The sequence below is a fragment of the Rhodobacter sp. NTK016B genome, assembly GCF_017303295.1.
In the GTDB taxonomy this organism is placed as follows: domain Bacteria; phylum Pseudomonadota; class Alphaproteobacteria; order Rhodobacterales; family Rhodobacteraceae; genus Pararhodobacter.
Genome location: NZ_JAFKOK010000009.1, coordinates 142,677 through 160,213 on the forward strand (window position 1 = coordinate 142,677; position 17,537 = coordinate 160,213).

19 protein-coding genes are annotated in these 17,537 nt (G+C 68.3%); 5 read left to right on the forward strand and 14 right to left on the reverse strand.

Translation table 11 applies throughout. The features are described 5' to 3' along the window. Nucleotides 1-5 precede the first annotated feature (5 nt). Genes JI664_RS13405 through gspG form a run of 8 tightly spaced genes read right to left on the reverse strand, consistent with a single transcriptional unit; the run spans nucleotide 6 to nucleotide 4,918 of the window. The gene (locus JI664_RS13405) at nucleotides 6-488 is read right to left on the reverse strand and encodes a hypothetical protein (RefSeq protein ID WP_207014261.1); all 483 of its coding nucleotides are present in this window, start codon (nucleotides 486-488) and stop codon (nucleotides 6-8) included. After that, nucleotides 485-985: a type II secretion system protein GspM gene (gene gspM / locus JI664_RS13410; RefSeq protein WP_207014262.1), complete on the reverse strand. Its 501-nt coding sequence runs from the start codon at nucleotides 983-985 to the stop codon at nucleotides 485-487. Before gspM ends, JI664_RS13405 begins: the two co-directional genes overlap by 4 nt. Continuing rightward, complete coding sequence (locus JI664_RS13415; RefSeq protein ID WP_207014263.1) at nucleotides 982-2,151, reverse strand: hypothetical protein; 1,170 nt, start codon at nucleotides 2,149-2,151, stop codon at nucleotides 982-984. Before JI664_RS13415 ends, gspM begins: the two co-directional genes overlap by 4 nt. 3 nt (nucleotides 2,152-2,154) lie before the next feature. Continuing rightward, the gene (locus JI664_RS13420; protein WP_207014264.1) at nucleotides 2,155-3,033 is read right to left on the reverse strand and encodes a general secretion pathway protein GspK; all 879 of its coding nucleotides are present in this window, start codon (nucleotides 3,031-3,033) and stop codon (nucleotides 2,155-2,157) included. Continuing rightward, the gene (locus tag JI664_RS13425; protein WP_207014265.1) at nucleotides 3,030-3,578 is read right to left on the reverse strand and encodes a PulJ/GspJ family protein; all 549 of its coding nucleotides are present in this window, start codon (nucleotides 3,576-3,578) and stop codon (nucleotides 3,030-3,032) included. The genes JI664_RS13420 and JI664_RS13425 overlap by 4 nt, the downstream gene beginning before the upstream one ends. Further along, on the reverse strand, nucleotides 3,575-3,955 hold the full coding sequence (gspI, locus tag JI664_RS13430; RefSeq protein ID WP_207014333.1) for a type II secretion system minor pseudopilin GspI: 381 nt from the start codon (nucleotides 3,953-3,955) through the stop codon (nucleotides 3,575-3,577). The genes JI664_RS13425 and gspI overlap by 4 nt, the downstream gene beginning before the upstream one ends. Beyond that, the gene (locus tag JI664_RS13435) at nucleotides 3,940-4,455 is read right to left on the reverse strand and encodes a prepilin-type N-terminal cleavage/methylation domain-containing protein (RefSeq protein ID WP_207014266.1); all 516 of its coding nucleotides are present in this window, start codon (nucleotides 4,453-4,455) and stop codon (nucleotides 3,940-3,942) included. The genes gspI and JI664_RS13435 overlap by 16 nt, the downstream gene beginning before the upstream one ends. Then, the gene (gene gspG, locus JI664_RS13440; RefSeq protein WP_207014267.1) at nucleotides 4,424-4,918 is read right to left on the reverse strand and encodes a type II secretion system major pseudopilin GspG; all 495 of its coding nucleotides are present in this window, start codon (nucleotides 4,916-4,918) and stop codon (nucleotides 4,424-4,426) included. Before gspG ends, JI664_RS13435 begins: the two co-directional genes overlap by 32 nt. A gap of 83 nt (nucleotides 4,919-5,001) precedes the next feature. Here gspG and JI664_RS13445 point away from each other — a divergent pair, with 83 nt between their 5' ends. The 4 genes from JI664_RS13445 to JI664_RS13460 all read left to right on the forward strand — a co-directional run bounded on the left by JI664_RS13445 (nucleotide 5,002) and on the right by JI664_RS13460 (nucleotide 9,403). Further along, entirely contained in the window at nucleotides 5,002-5,766 is a 765-nt protein-coding gene (locus JI664_RS13445; protein WP_207014268.1) for a prepilin peptidase, read from the forward strand. Between the two features lie 105 nt (nucleotides 5,767-5,871). Then, complete coding sequence (locus JI664_RS13450) at nucleotides 5,872-6,705, forward strand: N-formylglutamate amidohydrolase (protein WP_207014269.1); 834 nt, start codon at nucleotides 5,872-5,874, stop codon at nucleotides 6,703-6,705. Between the two features lie 9 nt (nucleotides 6,706-6,714). Continuing rightward, the gene (locus JI664_RS13455) at nucleotides 6,715-8,082 is read left to right on the forward strand and encodes a glutamine synthetase family protein (RefSeq protein ID WP_207014270.1); all 1,368 of its coding nucleotides are present in this window, start codon (nucleotides 6,715-6,717) and stop codon (nucleotides 8,080-8,082) included. 169 nt (nucleotides 8,083-8,251) lie between these two features. Next, entirely contained in the window at nucleotides 8,252-9,403 is a 1,152-nt protein-coding gene (locus JI664_RS13460) for an iron-containing alcohol dehydrogenase (protein ID WP_207014334.1), read from the forward strand. A 222-nt stretch (nucleotides 9,404-9,625) separates the two neighbouring features. On the opposite strand, the gene JI664_RS13465 is transcribed toward JI664_RS13460, so the two are convergent. Next, nucleotides 9,626-10,231 (reverse strand): aminotransferase class IV, encoded by a 606-nt coding sequence (locus JI664_RS13465; RefSeq protein WP_414707736.1) that lies wholly within the window; start codon nucleotides 10,229-10,231, stop codon nucleotides 9,626-9,628. Beyond that, nucleotides 10,192-11,325 (reverse strand): aminodeoxychorismate synthase component I, encoded by a 1,134-nt coding sequence (locus JI664_RS13470; protein ID WP_207014271.1) that lies wholly within the window; start codon nucleotides 11,323-11,325, stop codon nucleotides 10,192-10,194. The genes JI664_RS13465 and JI664_RS13470 overlap by 40 nt, the downstream gene beginning before the upstream one ends. A 244-nt stretch (nucleotides 11,326-11,569) precedes the next feature. Between JI664_RS13470 and carB the strand changes: the two genes are divergently transcribed. Further along, entirely contained in the window at nucleotides 11,570-14,899 is a 3,330-nt protein-coding gene (gene carB, locus JI664_RS13475) for a carbamoyl-phosphate synthase large subunit (protein WP_207014272.1), read from the forward strand. A 104-nt stretch (nucleotides 14,900-15,003) separates the two neighbouring features. Here the strand turns inward: carB and JI664_RS13480 are convergent, their stop codons facing one another. From JI664_RS13480 to flgG, 4 genes are read right to left on the reverse strand one after another with little or no spacing between them, the layout of a single operon-like run. Further along, nucleotides 15,004-15,546, reverse strand: coding sequence for a flagellar basal body-associated protein FliL (locus tag JI664_RS13480; protein ID WP_207014273.1), 543 nt, complete (start codon nucleotides 15,544-15,546; stop codon nucleotides 15,004-15,006). A gap of 14 nt (nucleotides 15,547-15,560) precedes the next feature. Continuing rightward, on the reverse strand, nucleotides 15,561-16,301 hold the full coding sequence (flgH, locus tag JI664_RS13485; RefSeq protein WP_207014274.1) for a flagellar basal body L-ring protein FlgH: 741 nt from the start codon (nucleotides 16,299-16,301) through the stop codon (nucleotides 15,561-15,563). Nucleotides 16,302-16,312: 11 nt separating this feature from the next. Further along, nucleotides 16,313-16,747 (reverse strand): flagellar basal body P-ring formation chaperone FlgA, encoded by a 435-nt coding sequence (flgA, locus tag JI664_RS13490; protein ID WP_207014275.1) that lies wholly within the window; start codon nucleotides 16,745-16,747, stop codon nucleotides 16,313-16,315. After that, nucleotides 16,747-17,532 carry a flagellar basal-body rod protein FlgG gene (flgG, locus tag JI664_RS13495; RefSeq protein WP_207014276.1) on the reverse strand — a complete coding sequence of 262 codons (786 nt, stop codon included), beginning with the start codon at nucleotides 17,530-17,532 and terminating at the stop codon, nucleotides 16,747-16,749. Before flgG ends, flgA begins: the two co-directional genes overlap by 1 nt. Between the last annotated feature and the right edge of the window lie 5 nt (nucleotides 17,533-17,537).

Here is a 17,537-nt window from a genome sequence, read left to right on the forward strand (position 1 = left end):
CCCGCTCAGCGCGCCGACAGCACCCAGCCGCCGTCTTGCCAGACCAACGTCACCGCACCGTCCGGGTCCGAGCCGCGCGCGGTGCCGTCGATCCGGCCTTCGCGCAGCGTCCCGTCAAAGGCCAGTGACAGCGCCCCCGCGTCGATCACCAGCGCCCCCTCGCCGGCATCCAGCACGCCCAGCGGCACAATGCCCGACAGGTCGGTGACGGAAAGCCCGCCCGCACCCGGCATTCCCTGCCCCTGCACCTGCCAGTCGGGGCCGATGAGCGACAGGCGCACGCCATCGAGCCCGGTCGCCCGCCAGCTCAGCGATGCGCCCGCCAGCGTGCCGCGCCCTTCGATCAGCCGCGATCCCGCGTCGAGCGTTTCGGTCCAGACGGGCAAGGGCAGCCCCGCCTGCCGGGCATGGCCAAGCGTCCCGGCATAAAGCACGGCGAGGAGCAGCCCGATCAGCAGGCCTGCGACAAGGGCGAAAGCGCGGATCATCTGAGCGGCTCCAACCGGATATCGGCATCGACGAGACCGGGCGACACCCGTTCCAGAACCAGCGCCGCCACCGAGTAACCCGATCCTTCGGCCAGCCCGTCGACCCAGTCCATGACCCCCGCGAAGGGCGCGGCGGCAAAAGACAGCCGCACGCCGCGATCGGGCGCATTGGCGAGCTGGCTGACGACATTGCGCAGATCGGCGGCGATCAGCCCGGCCTCGATCCCGCCCAGCCCGACCGGCGCGGGGGGCTCGGCCTCGGGTTCGGCGGTGTCGAGAGCCGGTAAAACCGCAATCTCGACCTGCCGGGCCGCGTACCAGTCTCGGGTCGCGCGGGCGGCGTCCAGTTCGGCCCGGGCCGCGTCCCGCGCGTCGATCAGCGGCAGCGCGATCAGCCCTACGAACGCCACCGGCACCGCACCCAGCGCCAGCAGGGTCAGAAGCGTGCGCTCGCGTTTCGAACGGCGGGCAAGGATACGGGCGAGCGCGGCAATCATGTGCCGGCCTCCAGATCGAGCGTCGCGCCAACGCCGCCCTCTTCGGCATCGGTGGCCGATTGCGCGATGCGCGCGGTAATCCCGGCGTCGGACAGGGCCTCGGACAGGGCGTCGAGCGACTGGAAATCGGGCACGCGCACATCGACCGTCAGCCCATCCGCCGCAAGCGAAACCGTGATCAGCTCGACCCCTGCCAGCACCGGCGCGGCGCGGCGCAACGTGTCGAGCGGGGTTTCCGGCGCGGCGCTGTCGCCCTCTGCGTTGCGCCGCCGCTCGATCGCCTGCATCACCTGCAATTCCAGATCCAGAATCGGGCCCGAAGGCAGGAGATCGCGCCGCACCGCTTCAAGCGTGCGGTCCTGAAACGCCAGCGCCTCGACCCGGTCATTGCGCATCGCCAGCGCCTGCGCCCCGGCCCAGGCCAGCGCACCGATCACCACCAAAGCCGCAGGCCAGATCACGCGCCGCAGGCGGGTCTCGATTTCATCGGCATCGGCCTGAGGATCGCGCAGGAAGTCGACCGCAAGCTCGTCATGGCCCAGAACCGCAGGCACCAGTGCCGAGGGCAGCTCGGAAGGCGCGCGCAAGAGCTCGACACCGTCGAAAAGGTCGGAAAACGCGCTCGCTGTCTCGCCCGTGAGCAGCACGGCGCGCGGGGCGCCGCCCGTCGCGCGGGCCTCGGACAGGGCCAGCGTCAGCATCTTGCGCGCCAGCGCGTGTTCGGCGCTGAACCCGTCCCCCGGGCCCAGACGCGCGCGCACGCCGTCGCGGTCGGCATCGATGGTCCACAGATTGGGGGCGGTGGGCAGCGCGAGGTAATCGGGCAGGATCGCCCGGCAGCGCGGCATTGCCGCCCCGATGGCCGCACGCCAGCGCAACACCGCCGGACGCTCGGCCACGGCGACGCGGCTCCAGTCCTCGATGCGGCCCAGACGGGCAGGACGCACGTCCAGCCCGCCGCCCAGCCGGTCCTGTGCCTGCCGGCGCGCGACATCTTCCCGCGCGGCGCCTTTGAGCGTGGCGGGAAGGTTCAGCGCGATCAGCGGCATATCGGCCCCCGGCGCAAGCGCGATGAACGCGCCCAAGGGTGGCGCAGTATCCGAATCCAGCCGCCAGAGCGCGGGCACAGAGGCGCGGCGACGCCGTGTTGTGGCGGGTTCGGTCATGCGTCAGGGCCCAGGCAAGGACAATCGGACGGCGCTGTCACCTTCGGGCGCGCCGGTATCGATCACAACTGACCGACGCAGAGTCACGCTGTCAAGGCGCGCTTCCAGATCGGCGGCAAACAGGCGCGATTGCCCGGCCAGCGGCAAGAGCATCAGTTGCTGCGCGGCGGCTTCGCCCAGTTGCGCCACCGCCCAGTTGACCAGATCGTCGAGTTCCTCGACCGGCTCGTCGCGCACGCGCTGATGAATCATGCGCCGCTGGTCGGCCGGGATCTCGGGCAGCAAGGCGTCGAGCACCGCGCGCGGCATGGTGTTGACGTTCATCGGCAGGCCCGCCCATGCCGCGATCTGCGGGCGCAGGGTTTCCCAGGCCTCAAGGTCTGCGTCGTCAAGATCGGCGGCCATAAGGTCGGGCAGAAGGTCGGGCAGGATCAGGGGCAGCGGCCCGTCGATCCCCGCGACGCGGCCGATGATCGCTGTCGTCGCCTCGCCCGACAGCCCCGCCTCTTCGGCCAGCCGGGTGAAGGCGGCGGCGTAGACATCGCCCTCATCCTCTTGCAGCAGCGAGAGATTGAAGCGGCCCTGAAGATCGCGGACCTGCCAGCCCAGCGTGCCCCGGTCGATGTCGAGCGGCGGGCGCGCCCGCGCCCAATCCTGCCCCTCATGCACCGTCTCGCGCGGGAGAGAACTGCGCAGGAACTCGACACCGCTGGCCAGATAGAGCGCCGCCTGTTCCGAGGTCGCGCGCCATTGCAGCCGTTCCTGCGCCCGGTCCACACGCACCAGCAGCGCCACCGCAACCGCCGAGATCGCCGCCACGATCAGAAGCGCCTGAATCAGCGCGACGCCGCGCATCCGGCGAGGGGCAAGGCGTCGGCTCATGGCGCCACCACCACCCGCTGCGTGCCCCAGCGCCGGGTTTCCAGCCGGGCCTCGTAGCCTTGGGCGATGACGGGGACCGAAGCCTCCGCCGTGCCCAGCGCCGTGACCTCGAACGCCGTCACCTCGGTCAGGATCGGCACCGGTTGCGCATCATCGGGGGCGTCGGTCCCCGCGCGGTTGATGCGGCGTGTCAGTACCGCATCGTCAAGCGCCCATTCCACCGCGCCGAACGCGCCTGTGTCATCGCTGCCGGGGATCGCCGCCAGCCCGCCGCGCGCCCAGCCGATTGCCCCGCGCGATTCCCGCAGGCCCTGCGCGCGCGCATCATCATTTGACGCAAGAACGATCGCCTCGAGATCCTGCCGCAGAAGCGACAGCGCCCGGGTCAGCTCCGCCGCGCTGTCATCGACCCGCGTCAGAACCGAGCGCTGGAAGAACACGCCGCTCAGCGCCTGAACCGCCATGACCGAGACAACGGCCAGAATTGCCATCGCCGCCAACAATTCGATCAGCGTGAAGCCCCGGGTCTTGCGCCGCCCGCTCATGGCCGCCCCTCGGGCACAACGACCACGAAGCGAGCGCCGGGCCGGTCCTCTGCGGTGACAAGGATCGTGGCCTCGATCAGCCCGCCCGCCGTGGCGGCTTCGGTCACATCGACCTCCCAGCCGATGCCGCCCATCGGCTCGGTGCCCGGCAGGGACCGGCCCGCGCGCATCCCCTCAAGCCGCAGTTCCGCGGCGCGATTGAGCGCGACTTCGGTGGCCAGCGTCCGGTCCAGTTGCCCGCCGATCCCGCGCTGCGCCTGATCGAAGGTCCGGTAAGCCGCGACCGTGCCGATGGCGAGGATTGCCACCGCGACGGCAAGCTCGATCAGCGTGAACCCTCTGGCCGGGCGCCGCCGGGGCGTCATCGCAGGTCGCATTGCAGCCCCCGTCCCGCTTCGGCCCCGCAATCGAGACGGGCGCGTCCCTGTTCGACGCGCAGCGAAAAGGCCGTGCTGCCGCCATCGGCTGCGAATTGCACGGGCGGTGCCTCGCGCGCGCCGGGCTCGGACAGGCCCGGCAGATAGCGCCGTCCCTCGACCTGCCATGTCAGCCGCGCATCGGCGAGGCGAAGCGGCGCGCCCTCGGCCTGCCAGCGCCCTTCGTCATCGCGGCGCGCCATGACCCATCCGTCGCGACGCGGATAAAGCCCGATCCGCGCGCGCCCCAGCACCGCCGCGTCGCGCGCGCGCAGGTCTGCCTGTGTCAGTTGATCGGCGATGGACACCCCGCCGCGCGGCGCGAACAATCCCCCGGCGGACAGACCGACGCCCAGCGCCAGCACCGCCATGATCGTCACGACGACAAGAAGCTCGATCAGCGTCACGCCGCCGCCGATGCCGAAGGGACTATTCGCCCTGCCAGCTGGTGATGTCGGCATCGGCCCCGGTTCCCCCGCTGCGCCCGTCCGCGCCATAGCTCACGAGGTCGTAGGGACCGTGCACGCCCGGCGCCAGATAGAGATACGCGCGGCCCCACGGATCTTCGGGAACGCGCTCGAGATAGCCGCCATCGGCCCAGTTCTGCGGCACCGGCGCGATGGTCGGACGGCTGACCAGAGCGGCAAGGCCCTGATCGGTGGACGGATAGCTGCCGGTATCGAGCCGGTAGAGATTGAGCGCCGAACCGATCGCCGCGATGTCGGATTGCGCCCGCGCCGCGCGGGCCTGATCGGGCCGGTCGATGACGCGCGGTACGATGACCACGGCCAGCAGCGCCAAGATGACGACGACGACCATCAGCTCGATCAGCGTCAGCCCTGCATCGCGGCGCAACTGCCCGGCGCGGCGCCTTTTCTTGGTGAAGAAAGTGCGTTTGGGTTTAAAGGGAACGTGAAACGCCATTCGGGAAACCTGCGAGTGCCAATGCTCTTGACCGACCCTATCCCTGCGCCGGGGCCTCGGCAACCGCGACGGGGGGCCCTCGCATGGGGTTGATGGTGATACTCGGGCTGCTGGGGGCGGCGATGGGCTCGTTCGCGGCGCTGGTGGCCGAGCGCCTTGTGCGCGGCGAGCCGTTCGTCGCCGCCCGCTCGCGTTGTCTGAGCTGCGACACGCCCCTCGGCGCGCGTGATCTGGTGCCGCTGCTGTCATGGCCGCTGTTGCGCGGGCGCTGCCGTCATTGCGGCGCGGCGATCCCCCCGGTGCTGTGGCAGGCCGAAATTCTGGGCGCAGCGATGGGCATGGCGGCGGCCTGTGCCGCGCCCGACCCCGCCCGCGCACTGTTGCTGGCGCTCTGGATGTGGTCGCTGCTGGCGCTGGCGATTGCTGACCTGCGCTGGTTTCGCCTGCCCGAGCCGCTGATGGCCTGCGCCGCGATACTCGGGCTTGCGCTTGCTCTGGCGGGTGACGGCTCGGGCTGGCCCGGCCTGAGCATGCGCGCTAGCACCGCGATCCTTGGCGCGGCGGTGGGCGGGGGCGTGTTCTGGGCGGTCCGCGAAGGTTACTTCCGCCTCACCGGGCGCGAAGGCATGGCGCTGGGTGATGTCTTCATGCTGGCGACGCTGGGGCTGGCTCTGGGCCCCGCGCGGCTGCCGATGGTGGTGCTGTTCGCCGCAGCCACGACTCTGGTTCTGGCGCTGATGCGCGCGCAGCGGAAAGGGCGCGCGATGCGGCGGCTCGGGCGCGTTCCGTTCGGCGCGGCGCTGGCGCTGTCCGGCGTGCTGGTCGCGATCCTGCCCGCCATGGCCTGAGACTTGGGCATCGTGTCAACGGCAACGGCCTGTCGCCCGGCAAATGCTTGACACTGCCGCGACTGGCACGGACGCTGCCCCGATATCGCGACCAAGGCCATAGCCATGCCCCCTGATACTTCGTCCACGACCTCGCATCCGCGTTTTGACGCCATCGTCGAGCATTGGCGCGCCGATGGCACGGCGGGTCTGGATGCGACGCCCGCCGGGCTGGTGGTGATCTGCGAGCATGCCTCGAACGCGCTGCCCGAGGGCTATCCGCAACTGGGCGGCGATCTGGGTCTGAGCAATACGGCCCGCCTGTCGCACGCAGCCTATGACATCGGCGCGGCAGGGCTGGCGCGCGGGCTCGCCGCGCGGCTGGCGCCCGAAACGGGCGGCGCGCTGCTGGTCACCGCGCCACTGTCGCGGCTGGCCTATGACCTGAACCGCGCGCCCGACCATCCCGGCGCGATGCCGCCGCGGTCGGAAATCCACGACATCCCCGGCAATCGCGACCTGACGCCCACCGACCGGCTGGCCCGGACCGAGGCGATCTGCCTGCCGTTCCATGCCTCGCTTGCGGCGGAAATCGCCCGGCTCGTGGCGCTTGGCCGTCGCCCCGCGCTGATCGCCGTGCATTCGTTCACCCCGGTCTATCACGGCGAGATCCGCACGGTGGAATTCGGCGTGATCCATGACGAAGACCCGGCGCTGAGCCTTGCAGTGCTCGAAGCGGCGCAGGGAAGCGGGCTGGAAACCCGGCTCAACGAACCCTATTCGGCAGCGGGCGACGTGACGCATACGATCCGCTCGCACGCCGTCCCCCTGCGGCTGCCCAACACGATGCTGGAAATCCGCAACGACCTGATCGCCGACGCACCGGCGCAGGAGGTCATGGCCGAGCGCCTTGCGCCGGTTCTGGCAAACGCCCTGCGCGCGGCGAAAGCGCTGACATGAGAGGACGACATGAGCGGTAATCTGACGCTTGAGCAACTGGCCGAAGCCTTTGACGCGGGCGCCATCGACACCGTTATCGTCGCCGCCGTCGACATGCAGGGGCGGCTGATGGGCAAGCGCTTTCACGCCGCTCACTTCCTTGAGGCGGCGCATGAAGAAACCCATTGCTGCAACTACCTGCTGACCACCGATATCGAGATGTGGACGGTCCCCGGCTACAAGACGGCGGGCTGGGATCAGGGCTATGGCGATTACGTGCTGAAACCCGATCTGGCCACCTTGCGCCGGGTGCCGTGGCTCGACGGCACGGCGCTGGTTCTGTGCGACCTCCTTGACCACGCCACCCATCAGGAGGTCCCACAATCGCCCCGCGCGATCCTCAAACGCCAGATCGCCCGCGCGAAAGCCATGGGGTTCGAGGCGAAGATGGCGAGCGAGCTGGAATTCTTTGTGTTCGAGAACAGCTACGACTCGTTCCGCGCACACGGCCCGCGCGACCTGCAGCCCGTCGCCGGCTACAACGAAGACTACAACATCTTCCAGACCACCAAGGAAGAACCGCTGATGCGCGCCCTGCGCAACGGGCTTTACGGCGCGGGCATCCCGGTCGAATGCACCAAGGGCGAGGCCGAGATCGGACAGGCCGAGATCAACGTGCGCTACGGCGAGGCGCTTGCCACCGCCGACAACCACGCGATCATCAAGAATGCGACCAAGGAAATCGCCCATGCGCAGGGCAAATCCGTGACCTTCATGGCCAAATACCAGACCGACCGCGCGGGCTCGTCCAGCCATGTGCACCAGTCGCTCTGGACGCTCGACGGCAAGCCCGCCTTTGCCGATCCGGACGGCCCGCACGGCATGTCCGCGCTGATGCAGCACTACCTTGCCGGGCAGCTGGCCCATGCACGCGACCTGACACTGTTCCTCGCCCCCTATGTCAACAGCTACAAGCGCTTCTGCGTGGGCCTCTTCGCCCCCACCAAGGCCGTGTGGTCCGCCGACAACCGCACCGCGGGCTTCCGCGTCTGCGGCGCAGGGACCAAGGGCGTGCGCGTCGAATGCCGGATCGGCGGCGCGGATCTGAACCCCTATATCGCCTGTGCAGCGCTGCTGGCGGCGGGGCTTGACGGGATCGACCGCAAACTCACGCTGGAGCCCGAACAAAAGGGCGACATGTACGCCACAGACGGCATCCGCGAAGTCCCCACCACCCTGCGCGAAGCGGCGGCGATGACCGAAAGCTCGGACTGGGCGCGCGCGGCTTTCGGCGACGATGTCGTCGAGCATTACGTTCACGCCGCCCGCTGGGAACTGTCGGAAACCGACCGCGTCGTCACCGATTTCGAGCTGCAGCGCGGGCTGGAACGGGCATGAAACACGGCAAGTGACCGCAACCGGCGCGCCGGCACCGCGCCGGGACCATGTCTGACGGGGGCGCTCTGGACTATCGCGTGAATCTGTGGCCCCAATTCCGGGATCTGACAGGGGATGCGCGATGACACTTGACCCGAAAACGCTCGGCCCGAAAACGCCCGGTCCAAAGATGCTGGGCCCGATGAACTGGTCTTACCCGACAGCGGTGAAGTTCGGCCCCGGCCGGATCGCTGAACTGGCCGACCACGCCAAATCCGTCGGTATGCGGAACCCGCTTCTGATCACCGACCGCGCGCTGGCAGCGCTGCCGATAACCGCCGACGCCCTCGCCGTGCTCGACACGGGCGGACTGGGACGCGCCGTCTTCGCAGAGGTCGACGCCAACCCGACCGAGACGAATATGAAAGCCGGGATCGCGGCCTACCGCGCCGGGAAGCATGACGGGGTGATCGGCTTCGGAGGCGGCTCGGCGCTGGATCTGGGCAAGATGATTGCGCTGATGGCCGGGCAGCCCGCATCGCTGTCGGTCTGGGATCTGGAGGATATCGGCGATTGGTGGACCCGCGCCGATGCCCAGGCGATCGCCCCGATCATCGCCGTGCCGACCACGGCGGGCACCGGCTCGGAAGTGGGGCGCGCGGGCGTGCTGACCGATGCCGCGACGCATCGCAAGAAGATCATCTTCCACCCCAAGCTGATGCCCGCCGTGACGATCTGCGACCCCGCCCTGACCATTGGCATGCCGCCCGCGATCACCGCCGGGACCGGCATGGACGCTCTCGCCCATTGCCTCGAGGCTTATTGCTCGCCGCATTACCACCCGATGAGCCAGGGGATTGCACTGGAAGGCATGCGGCTGGTGTTCGAGAACCTCGCCCGCGCTTACGCCACGCCCGACGACCTGACCGCACGCGCACACATGATGTCGGCCGCCGCGATGGGGGCCGTCGCCTTCCAGAAGGGGCTGGGCGCAATCCATGCGCTGAGCCATCCCCTCGGTGCCGTCTACAACACCCACCACGGCACGACCAACGCGGTGGTGATGCCGATGGTGCTGGACTTCAACCGCGCGGCAATCGAGGACCGCCTGACCCGCGCGGCCGCCTATCTGGGAATCGCGGATGGGTTCGATGGCTTTCGCGCCGCGGTGATGGACCTGCGCGCGACGCTCGGGATCCCCGAGAACCTGACGGCGCTGGGAGTGCGCGATCCCGATCTGGACACGCTGACGGCGATGGCGCTCGAAGACCCGTCCTGCGGGGGGAATCCGGTCGCGCTGGATGCCCATAACGCGCGTGCGCTGTTCGAAGCCTGCCTGTGATGGCGCAGGGCAAAAGGGGGGCTCTGCCCCCCTCGGCTTCGCCTCACCCCCCCGGGATATTTATGGAACAAAGATGACAGAAGCGATGCGCGACGATGCGGTGACATCGCACGGCTCGTCGTCCGGAATAGCGCGTTAACGTTAATCACCGCTTAAGCGCGCATCTTTGATCGTCAAATATCCTGGGGGGAGCGCAGCGGAGGGCAAAGCCCCCCTCCCCGGTCACCCGACCCAGAGCGCCGGCATCAGGCCGCGCAGCGCGTTGCCGATCCACAGCCGGGCCTTTGGCAGATCCTTGGGCATCAGCACCGCTTCGGGCACGCCGAGTTCGGCGCGCAGAACGCCCGGGAGCAGCCCGCTCGACAGCGGCGGCGTGCGCATCCCCTCGCCCCGGTCGAAAAACAGCGTGGTGATTGAGCCGTCGCAGACCTCACCGCGTTCATTGAGCAGCAAGACCTCATCCACGCCGTCCGGCATCGCCGCGCGGGCGCGGTCATAGGCGGCGCGGTGTGATGATTTTATGCTCAGCCACGGATCGTCGGATTGCAACCGCTCCTCCGACAGCCCCAGCCGCCAGATTTCGCGCGCAGCCGGAAGCGCGGCGGTTTCCAGCGCAACCTGCCCGTTTGCCTGCAGCGTCAGGCGCAGGCGCGCGGGTTCGGGCGGGCCCGACAGCGCGATGGCCGGGACAGCCCAGCCCAGCGCCGCCGCGCCCCGTGTCAGGCGGGCAATGTGCAGCGGCCAGCGCGGCACGCTCCGGCCGTCCCAGTACATCGTTTCGATCAGTGTCAGGCCGGGATAACCGGCCCCGCGAAGGCGGCTTTCCAAAGCGCTTCCTCCCATTCGCCCCGGGCGGTGGAATCGTGCACGACCCCGCCGCCGACATTCAAGGTTACCGCGCCATCCGGCTGAAGCGACAGCGTGCGGATCGCCACCGACCATGCCTGCGCGCCGTCGGGGCCAGCCCAGCCCACCGCTCCGCAATAGGCGCCGCGCGGATGCGGTTCCAGCGCGCGAATAATCTCCATCGCGCGGATTTTCGGCGCGCCGGTGATCGACCCGCAGGGAAACAGCGCCGCCATCAGCTCGGGCAGGCCGGAACCGGGCAGCAATCGCCCTTCGATGGTCGAGGACATCTGGTGCACGGTCGCGAAACTGTCGATGCCGAAAAGCTCGGGCACGCGGACCGAACCGACCTGCGAGATCCGCGCGATGTCGTTGCGCAGAAGATCGACGATCATCAGGTTCTCGGCCCGGTCCTTGAGCGAGCCGCGCAGATCCTCGGCCAGCCGCCGGTCCTCGGCCGCATCGGCGGCGCGCGGACGGGTGCCTTTCATCGGGCGGCTTTCGATCCGCGCGCCATCGGTGCGGAAGAACAGCTCGGGCGAGCGCGAGATCAGCACCGGGCCGCAGCCCAGATCAACCAGTGCCCCGAACCCCACCGCCTGACGCTGCCGGAGCGCCCCGTAGAGCCCCAGCGCGCTGCCGGCTTTAAGCCGCGTGGCCAGCGGGAAGGTCAGGTTGATCTGATAGCAATCGCCCGCCGCGATATAGTCGCGCACCGCAGCGATGGCACGGGCATGGCCCGCCTCATCGACCAGCGGCGATAACGGGCCGAGCCGTGCTTCGCGGGCTTCGGTCTCGGCGCGGCGCAGAAGCGGGTTGGCGTCGCGCGGCGCGTCGAAGATGCCCAGCACCGCCAGTGGCCCCGCATCTTCCGGCATCAGCGGCGTCAGTCTGGGCTCAAGCGCATAGCCCGCCTCGTAGGCCAGCCATCCCGCGACCCAGGCCCCGGCCCGGCGCGCGGCTTCGGCCTGTTCAAGCACGGGCGCAAGTTGGGCCGCGTCGTGCGCCACCAGAAGGCGCGACGCCTGCTCGAATAGAACGGGTTTTCCTCCCGGGCCATGTTCGATGAGGATCATGCGAATTCCGCAACTGTCTGCGCGCCTGGGCAATGCTGCGGAGCGGCGTAGCATGGTTGCGCGGCGGGTTACAGACCCCGTCTCGCGCGCGTGTTGCACCGCCCGAACCGGCAGCGCCAGCAGCCATGCCGAACCGGGGTTGCGCGGCGGCGCGCGCTCGCCTAAACCCCGCACAATTTGCTTGAAGCACGAATCCGCAGCACCGGGCCAGACGTCCCGTGCGCCGCGCTGGAAAGGGTCCGCCATGCCGAAAAGAACCGATATCAAGTCCATCATGATCATCGGCGCGGGGCCTATCGTGATCGGGCAAGCCTGCGAGTTCGATTATTCCGGCGCACAGGCCTGCAAGGCCCTGCGCGAAGAAGGGTACCGGGTCATTCTGGTCAACTCGAACCCGGCGACGATCATGACCGATCCGCAGCTCGCCGATGCCACCTATATCGAGCCGATCACCCCCGAAGTCGTCGCCAAGATCATCGAAGCCGAGCGGCCCGATGCGCTGCTGCCGACGATGGGCGGGCAGACCGGCCTGAACACCGCGCTGGCGCTGGCCGATATGGGGGTGCTGGAGAAGCTCGGCGTGCAGCTGATCGGCGCCAACCGCGAGGCCATCGAGATGGCCGAGGACCGCAAGCTGTTCCGCGAGGCGATGGACCGGATCGGGCTGGAAAACCCCAAGGCGACCATCGTCGCGGCGCCCAAGCTGGCCAATGGAAAATACGACATCAACGCGGGCGTGAGCCAGGCGATGCTGGATCTCGAACATATCGGCCTGCCCGCAATCATCCGCCCCGCCTATACGCTGGGCGGGACCGGCGGCGGCGTTGCCTATAACCGGGACGATTACGAAGAGATCGTGCGCTCGGGTCTGGAAGCCTCGCCCGTCGCGCAGGTGCTGGTGGATGAAAGCCTTCTGGGCTGGAAGGAATACGAGATGGAGGTCGTCCGCGACAAGGCGGACAACGCGATCATCGTCTGCTCGATCGAGAATGTCGATCCGATGGGCGTGCATACCGGCGATTCGATCACCGTGGCCCCGGCGCTGACGCTGACCGACAAGGAATACCAGATCATGCGCAACGGCTCGATTGCCGTTCTGCGCGAAATCGGCGTGGAAACCGGCGGGTCGAACGTGCAATGGGCGATCAACCCGGAAGACGGCCGGATGGTCGTCATCGAGATGAACCCGCGCGTGTCGCGGTCCTCGGCGCTGGCCTCGAAAGCCACCGGCTTCCCCATCGCCAAGGTCGCGGCGAAGCTGGCCGTGGGCTATACGCTTGATGAGCTCGACAACGATATCACCAAGGTCACGCCCGCCTCGTTCGAGCCGACCATCGACTATGTCGTCACCAAGATCCCGCGTTTCGCGTTCGAGAAATTCCCCGGTTCGACGCCCGAGCTGACCACCGCGATGAAATCGGTGGGCGAGGCGATGGCGATTGGCCGCACAATCCATGAATCGCTGCAAAAGGCGCTGGCCTCGCTGGAAACCGGTCTTTCGGGTTTTGACGAAGTTTCGATCCCCGGTGCGCCCGATAAGGCCGTCCTGTCCAAAGCCCTGAGCGAAAAGACCCCCGACCGGCTGCGGGTGATCGCGCAGGCGATGCGGCATGGCATGTCGGATGACGACATCCAGCACGTCACCGCCTTCGATCCGTGGTTCCTGGCCCGCATCCGCGAGATCGTGGACGCCGAGGAAACGGTCCGCACCAACGGTCTGCCCAGCGACGCCGCCGGACTGCGGCAGCTCAAGATGATGGGCTTCACCGATGCCCGCCTCGCCGCGCTGACCGGCAAGGTCGAGGCCGAGATCCGCTCGGCCCGCAACGCCGCCGGGGTGAACGCGGTCTTCAAGCGCATCGATACCTGCGCCGCCGAATTCGAAGCGCAGACGCCCTATATGTATTCGACCTACGAAGCACCGGCGATGGGCGACGTGGAATGCGAGGCGCGCCCCTCGGACCGCAAGAAGGTCGTCATTCTGGGCGGCGGCCCGAACCGGATCGGTCAGGGGATCGAGTTCGATTATTGCTGCTGTCACGCCTGCTACGCGCTGACCGATGCGGGCTATGAGACCATCATGGTCAACTGCAACCCCGAGACCGTGTCGACCGACTACGACACCTCGGACCGGCTGTATTTCGAGCCGCTCACCATCGAGCACGTTCTGGAAATCCTGCGCGTCGAGCAGACCAACGGCACGTTGCACGGCGTGATCGTGCAGTTCGGCGGGCAGACCCCGCTGAAGCTGGCCAACGAACTGGCCGCTGAGGGGATCCCGATCCTCGGCACCTCGCCCGACGCGATCGATTTGGCCGAAGACCGCGAGCGCTTCCAGCAGATGCTCAACGAGCTGGGTCTGAAGCAGCCGATCAACGGCATCGCGTCGTCGGACGAGCAGGCCATCGCTATCGCCGAAAAGATCGGCTTCCCGCTGGTGATCCGTCCCTCTTATGTGTTGGGCGGGCGCGCGATGGAAATCGTGCGCGATATGGATCACCTCAAGCGCTACATCACCAATGCGGTGACGGTTTCGGGCAAGAACCCGGTGCTGCTGGACAGCTATCTTGCCGGCGCCATCGAGGTCGATGTGGATGCGCTGTCGGACGGCAAAAGCGTCCATGTCGCGGGCATCATGGAACATATCGAGGAAGCGGGCGTCCATTCGGGCGATTCCGCCTGCTGCCTGCCGCCGCATTCGCTGTCGCCCGCTCTGGTCGAAGAGATGAAGGATCAGGCCACGAAAATGGCGCTCAAGCTCGGCGTCGTGGGCCTGATGAACGTGCAGTTCGCGATCAAGGACGGCGTGATCTACGTGCTGGAGGTCAACCCGCGCGCCTCGCGCACGGTGCCCTTCGTGGCCAAGGCCACCGACTCGGCCATCGCGTCCATCGCCGCGCGCCTGATGGCGGGCGAGCCGATGGCGAATTTCCCGCTGCGCGCACCCTATCCCGCAGGCGTCGGCCCCGACACGCCGCTGCCGCTGGCCAATCCCGACACGCTGGCCGATCCGATCACGCCGTGGTTCTCGGTCAAGGAAGCCGTGCTGCCCTTCGCGCGCTTCCCCGGCGTCGATACGCTTCTGGGCCCGGAAATGCGCTCGACCGGCGAGGTGATGGGCTGGGACCGCAACTTCGCGCTCGCCTTCCTCAAGGCACAGATGGGTGCGGGCACCCACCTGCCCGAAGAGGGCCGGGTTTTCGTCTCGGTGCGCGACGACGACAAGACGGCGGCGCTGGCCGGCGCGATGCGCGACCTTGCGGGCATGGGTTTCGAGATCGTCGCCACCGGCGGCACCGCGCGCTGGCTCAAGGCCGAGGGGGTCGAGGCCACGCGCGTGAACAAGGTCTACGAAGGCCGCCCGAACATCGTCGACCGGCTGAAAAACAGCGACATCTCGCTGGTGTTCAACACCACCGAGGGGACGCAGGCGGTTGCCGACAGCCGCGATATCCGCCGCGTTTCGCTGATGGACAAGATCCCCTATTTCACCACCGCCGCGGGCGCTATCGCCGCCACGCAGGCGATGATGGCCCGTCGCGAAGGCTACGGGGTCCGCACGCTTCAGGGCTGATCCGCGCAGTTCAGAAATCCAAACGCGCCCGGTGCACAGGCTGCACCGGGCGCGTTTCGTTTCAGCATGCCGATGCCGGCCCGCGTGCGAAGCGGGCCAGAGGCTCAGCTTTCCTGCCGCAACAGCTCGGTAATCAGCACGTCCTGAACATCGGGACCGATCTCGCCCCGCGCGGCCGAGACCAGCGCGCGGCGCAGCGACAGCAACACCTCACCCGAGGTAAACAGCCCGTCGAAACCGCCGATATTCGCGTGGTCGAACAGCAATTGCAGCAAGGCCGCGCGCAGCCGGGGCTCGTCGGTGGCAAGGTCGAACCCGTGCCCCGCATTCAGTTCCAGCGCCAGCCCGATCACCACCATCGCCTCGACCCGCCCGTCATGCAGCACCGGCACCACGAACTGGTTGGGCAGCCGCACCGTGTCGGTGGGCCCCGTTTCCGGTGAATAATGCCCGCCGCTCGCAGCGTCGCCATGACCGTCCGAGCCTTCCGCGCCATGTCCGCCCTCCGCCTCGGGCGCGCCGTGGCCGGTATCGGCCACGGCATGAGCGGCCTCTGCCGACGGGGCGGGTTTGAGGAAAATCCCGACGCCCGCGCCCAGCCCGAGGCCGAGGACCAGCAAGAGAACGGGAAGAAGCTTGCGTATCATGGGCCCGGAACCTCTCAGAACGGCAGGACGATATCGGTGATCTGCTGGCCGTAGCTTGGCTGCTGCATCTGGCTGATCGTGCCGCGCCCGCCATAGCTGATGCGCGCGCCCGCGATGCGGTCATAGGCAATCTCGTTGCGCCGCGAGATGTCTTCGGGCCGGATATAGCCGGTGACGATCAGTTCGCGCAGTTCGTGGTTCACGCGGACTTCCTGACTGCCCTCGATCCGCAGCACGCCGTTGGGCAGACGCTCGATGATCGTGGTCGCGACACGCAGGGTAAGCTGCTCGTTGCGGCTGACGCTGCCCTGCCCCTGAAAACTGGTCGTGCCGTTGAAGCCCACGGCATCGGCCATGGTGGCGCCTTCGGGAAGGCTGCGGTCGATGATTTGCGGCAGGCCCATGAGCTGGGGCACGCCCATGCTTTGCGAGCCTGTCCGCCCGCGCCCGGTCGAGTTGGTCATCTGCGCAGAATCGTCGATCTCGATCACGACGGTCAGAATGTCGCCGGGCTGCGCCGCGCGGCGATCGCCGAACAGCGAGCGCTGGCTGGCCGTCCACAGCGATGCGCCATCGGTGACGCTGCGCCGTTCGGCCGTTTCGGGAAGCGGGACGTTATAGAGCGCGTGATGTTCCAGCGTGGGCACCAGCGGCGAGAATTGCGGCGCGCGCCCCACTTCGGCCAGATCGGTACAGGCCGCGAGGGTCAGCACGAGACCCAGCAAGGGCCCGGAAAGCGGAGAAGCAAGGCGCATTGTGGGTCCTTTCACGGTACACTGACCAGTCCCGGCTCGACGATCGTGCCGGTTACCGTCGCGCGCGAGGCGAGGTTCATGATGCGGATCGTCTCGCCCCCGGCGCCGCGTCCCAGCGCCCGCCCCTCGGCGCGGATATCGAGCCCGCCTTGCCGGAAGACCAGCGTGACCAGTTCGTTGCGCTCGATCAGCGCGGCGGGGCCGAGGCTGGCCACCGGGATCGGTCGCCCTGCATATAGCGTGACGCGCGCCTCAAGCCCTACGACCTCGTCGGGGCTTTGCGCGGCCCCCAGCGGCGCGGTGTCGCGCGCCTGCACGACGTCGCCCGGCGCGATCTGGGTGCCCGCGCGCAGGGTGCGCGCGGCCAGCAGCACATCGGCGCGCGCCGGGACAACCGCGCCCAGCGCGACGAGAAACAGCGGGACGATCAGGGCGGGGCGCCGCATCAGCGCACCTGCGTCGTCGCGGCGAGCATCTGGTCGGCGGCGGTGATGACCTTGGCGTTAAGCTCGTATCCGCGCTGCGCCTTGATCATCTCGGTCAGCTCGCGCACCGGATCGACCGAGCTTTCCTCGAGATAGCCCTGCCGCAACAGGCCCAGCCCGTCCTCGCCCGGCGCCGATTGCACCGGCGGCCCCGAGGCTTCGGTTTCGACAAACAGGTTCGAGCCCAGCGCTTCGAGCCCGCGCTCGTTGGTGAAACCGGTCAGCGTGAGTTGCCCCAATAGCTGCGGCTGCACCTGATCGAGGAAATAGGCATAGACCTCGCCCTGCGCGTTGACCGAGATCTGGCGCGCATCGGCGGGAATGGTGATGCCCGGCGCGACCTCGTAGCCGTCCGAGGTGACGATCAGCCCCTCGCCCGTGCGCTTGAGCGAGCCGTCGCGCGTATAGGCCGCGCGCCCGTCGGGCAGCGTGACTTCAAGCCAGCCGCGCCCCTCGATCGCGATATCCAGATCGCCCCCCGTCGCGCTGAGCACGCCCTGCTGCACCATCATCGACACCGCCGCCGGACGCGCGCCCAAGCCAAGCTGCACGCCGGTGGGCACGATCGTGCCGTCCGACGCGCTGATCGTTCCGGCGCGGGTATGCTGCTCATAATGCAGGTCGGCGAATTCGGCGCGGCGGGCGTTGTAGCCGATGGTCGACATATTGGCGAGGTTGTTGGCCACGGTATCGACCCGCATCTGCTGGGCGCTCATGCCGGTGGCGGCGATTTGCAGGGCTCTCATGGATA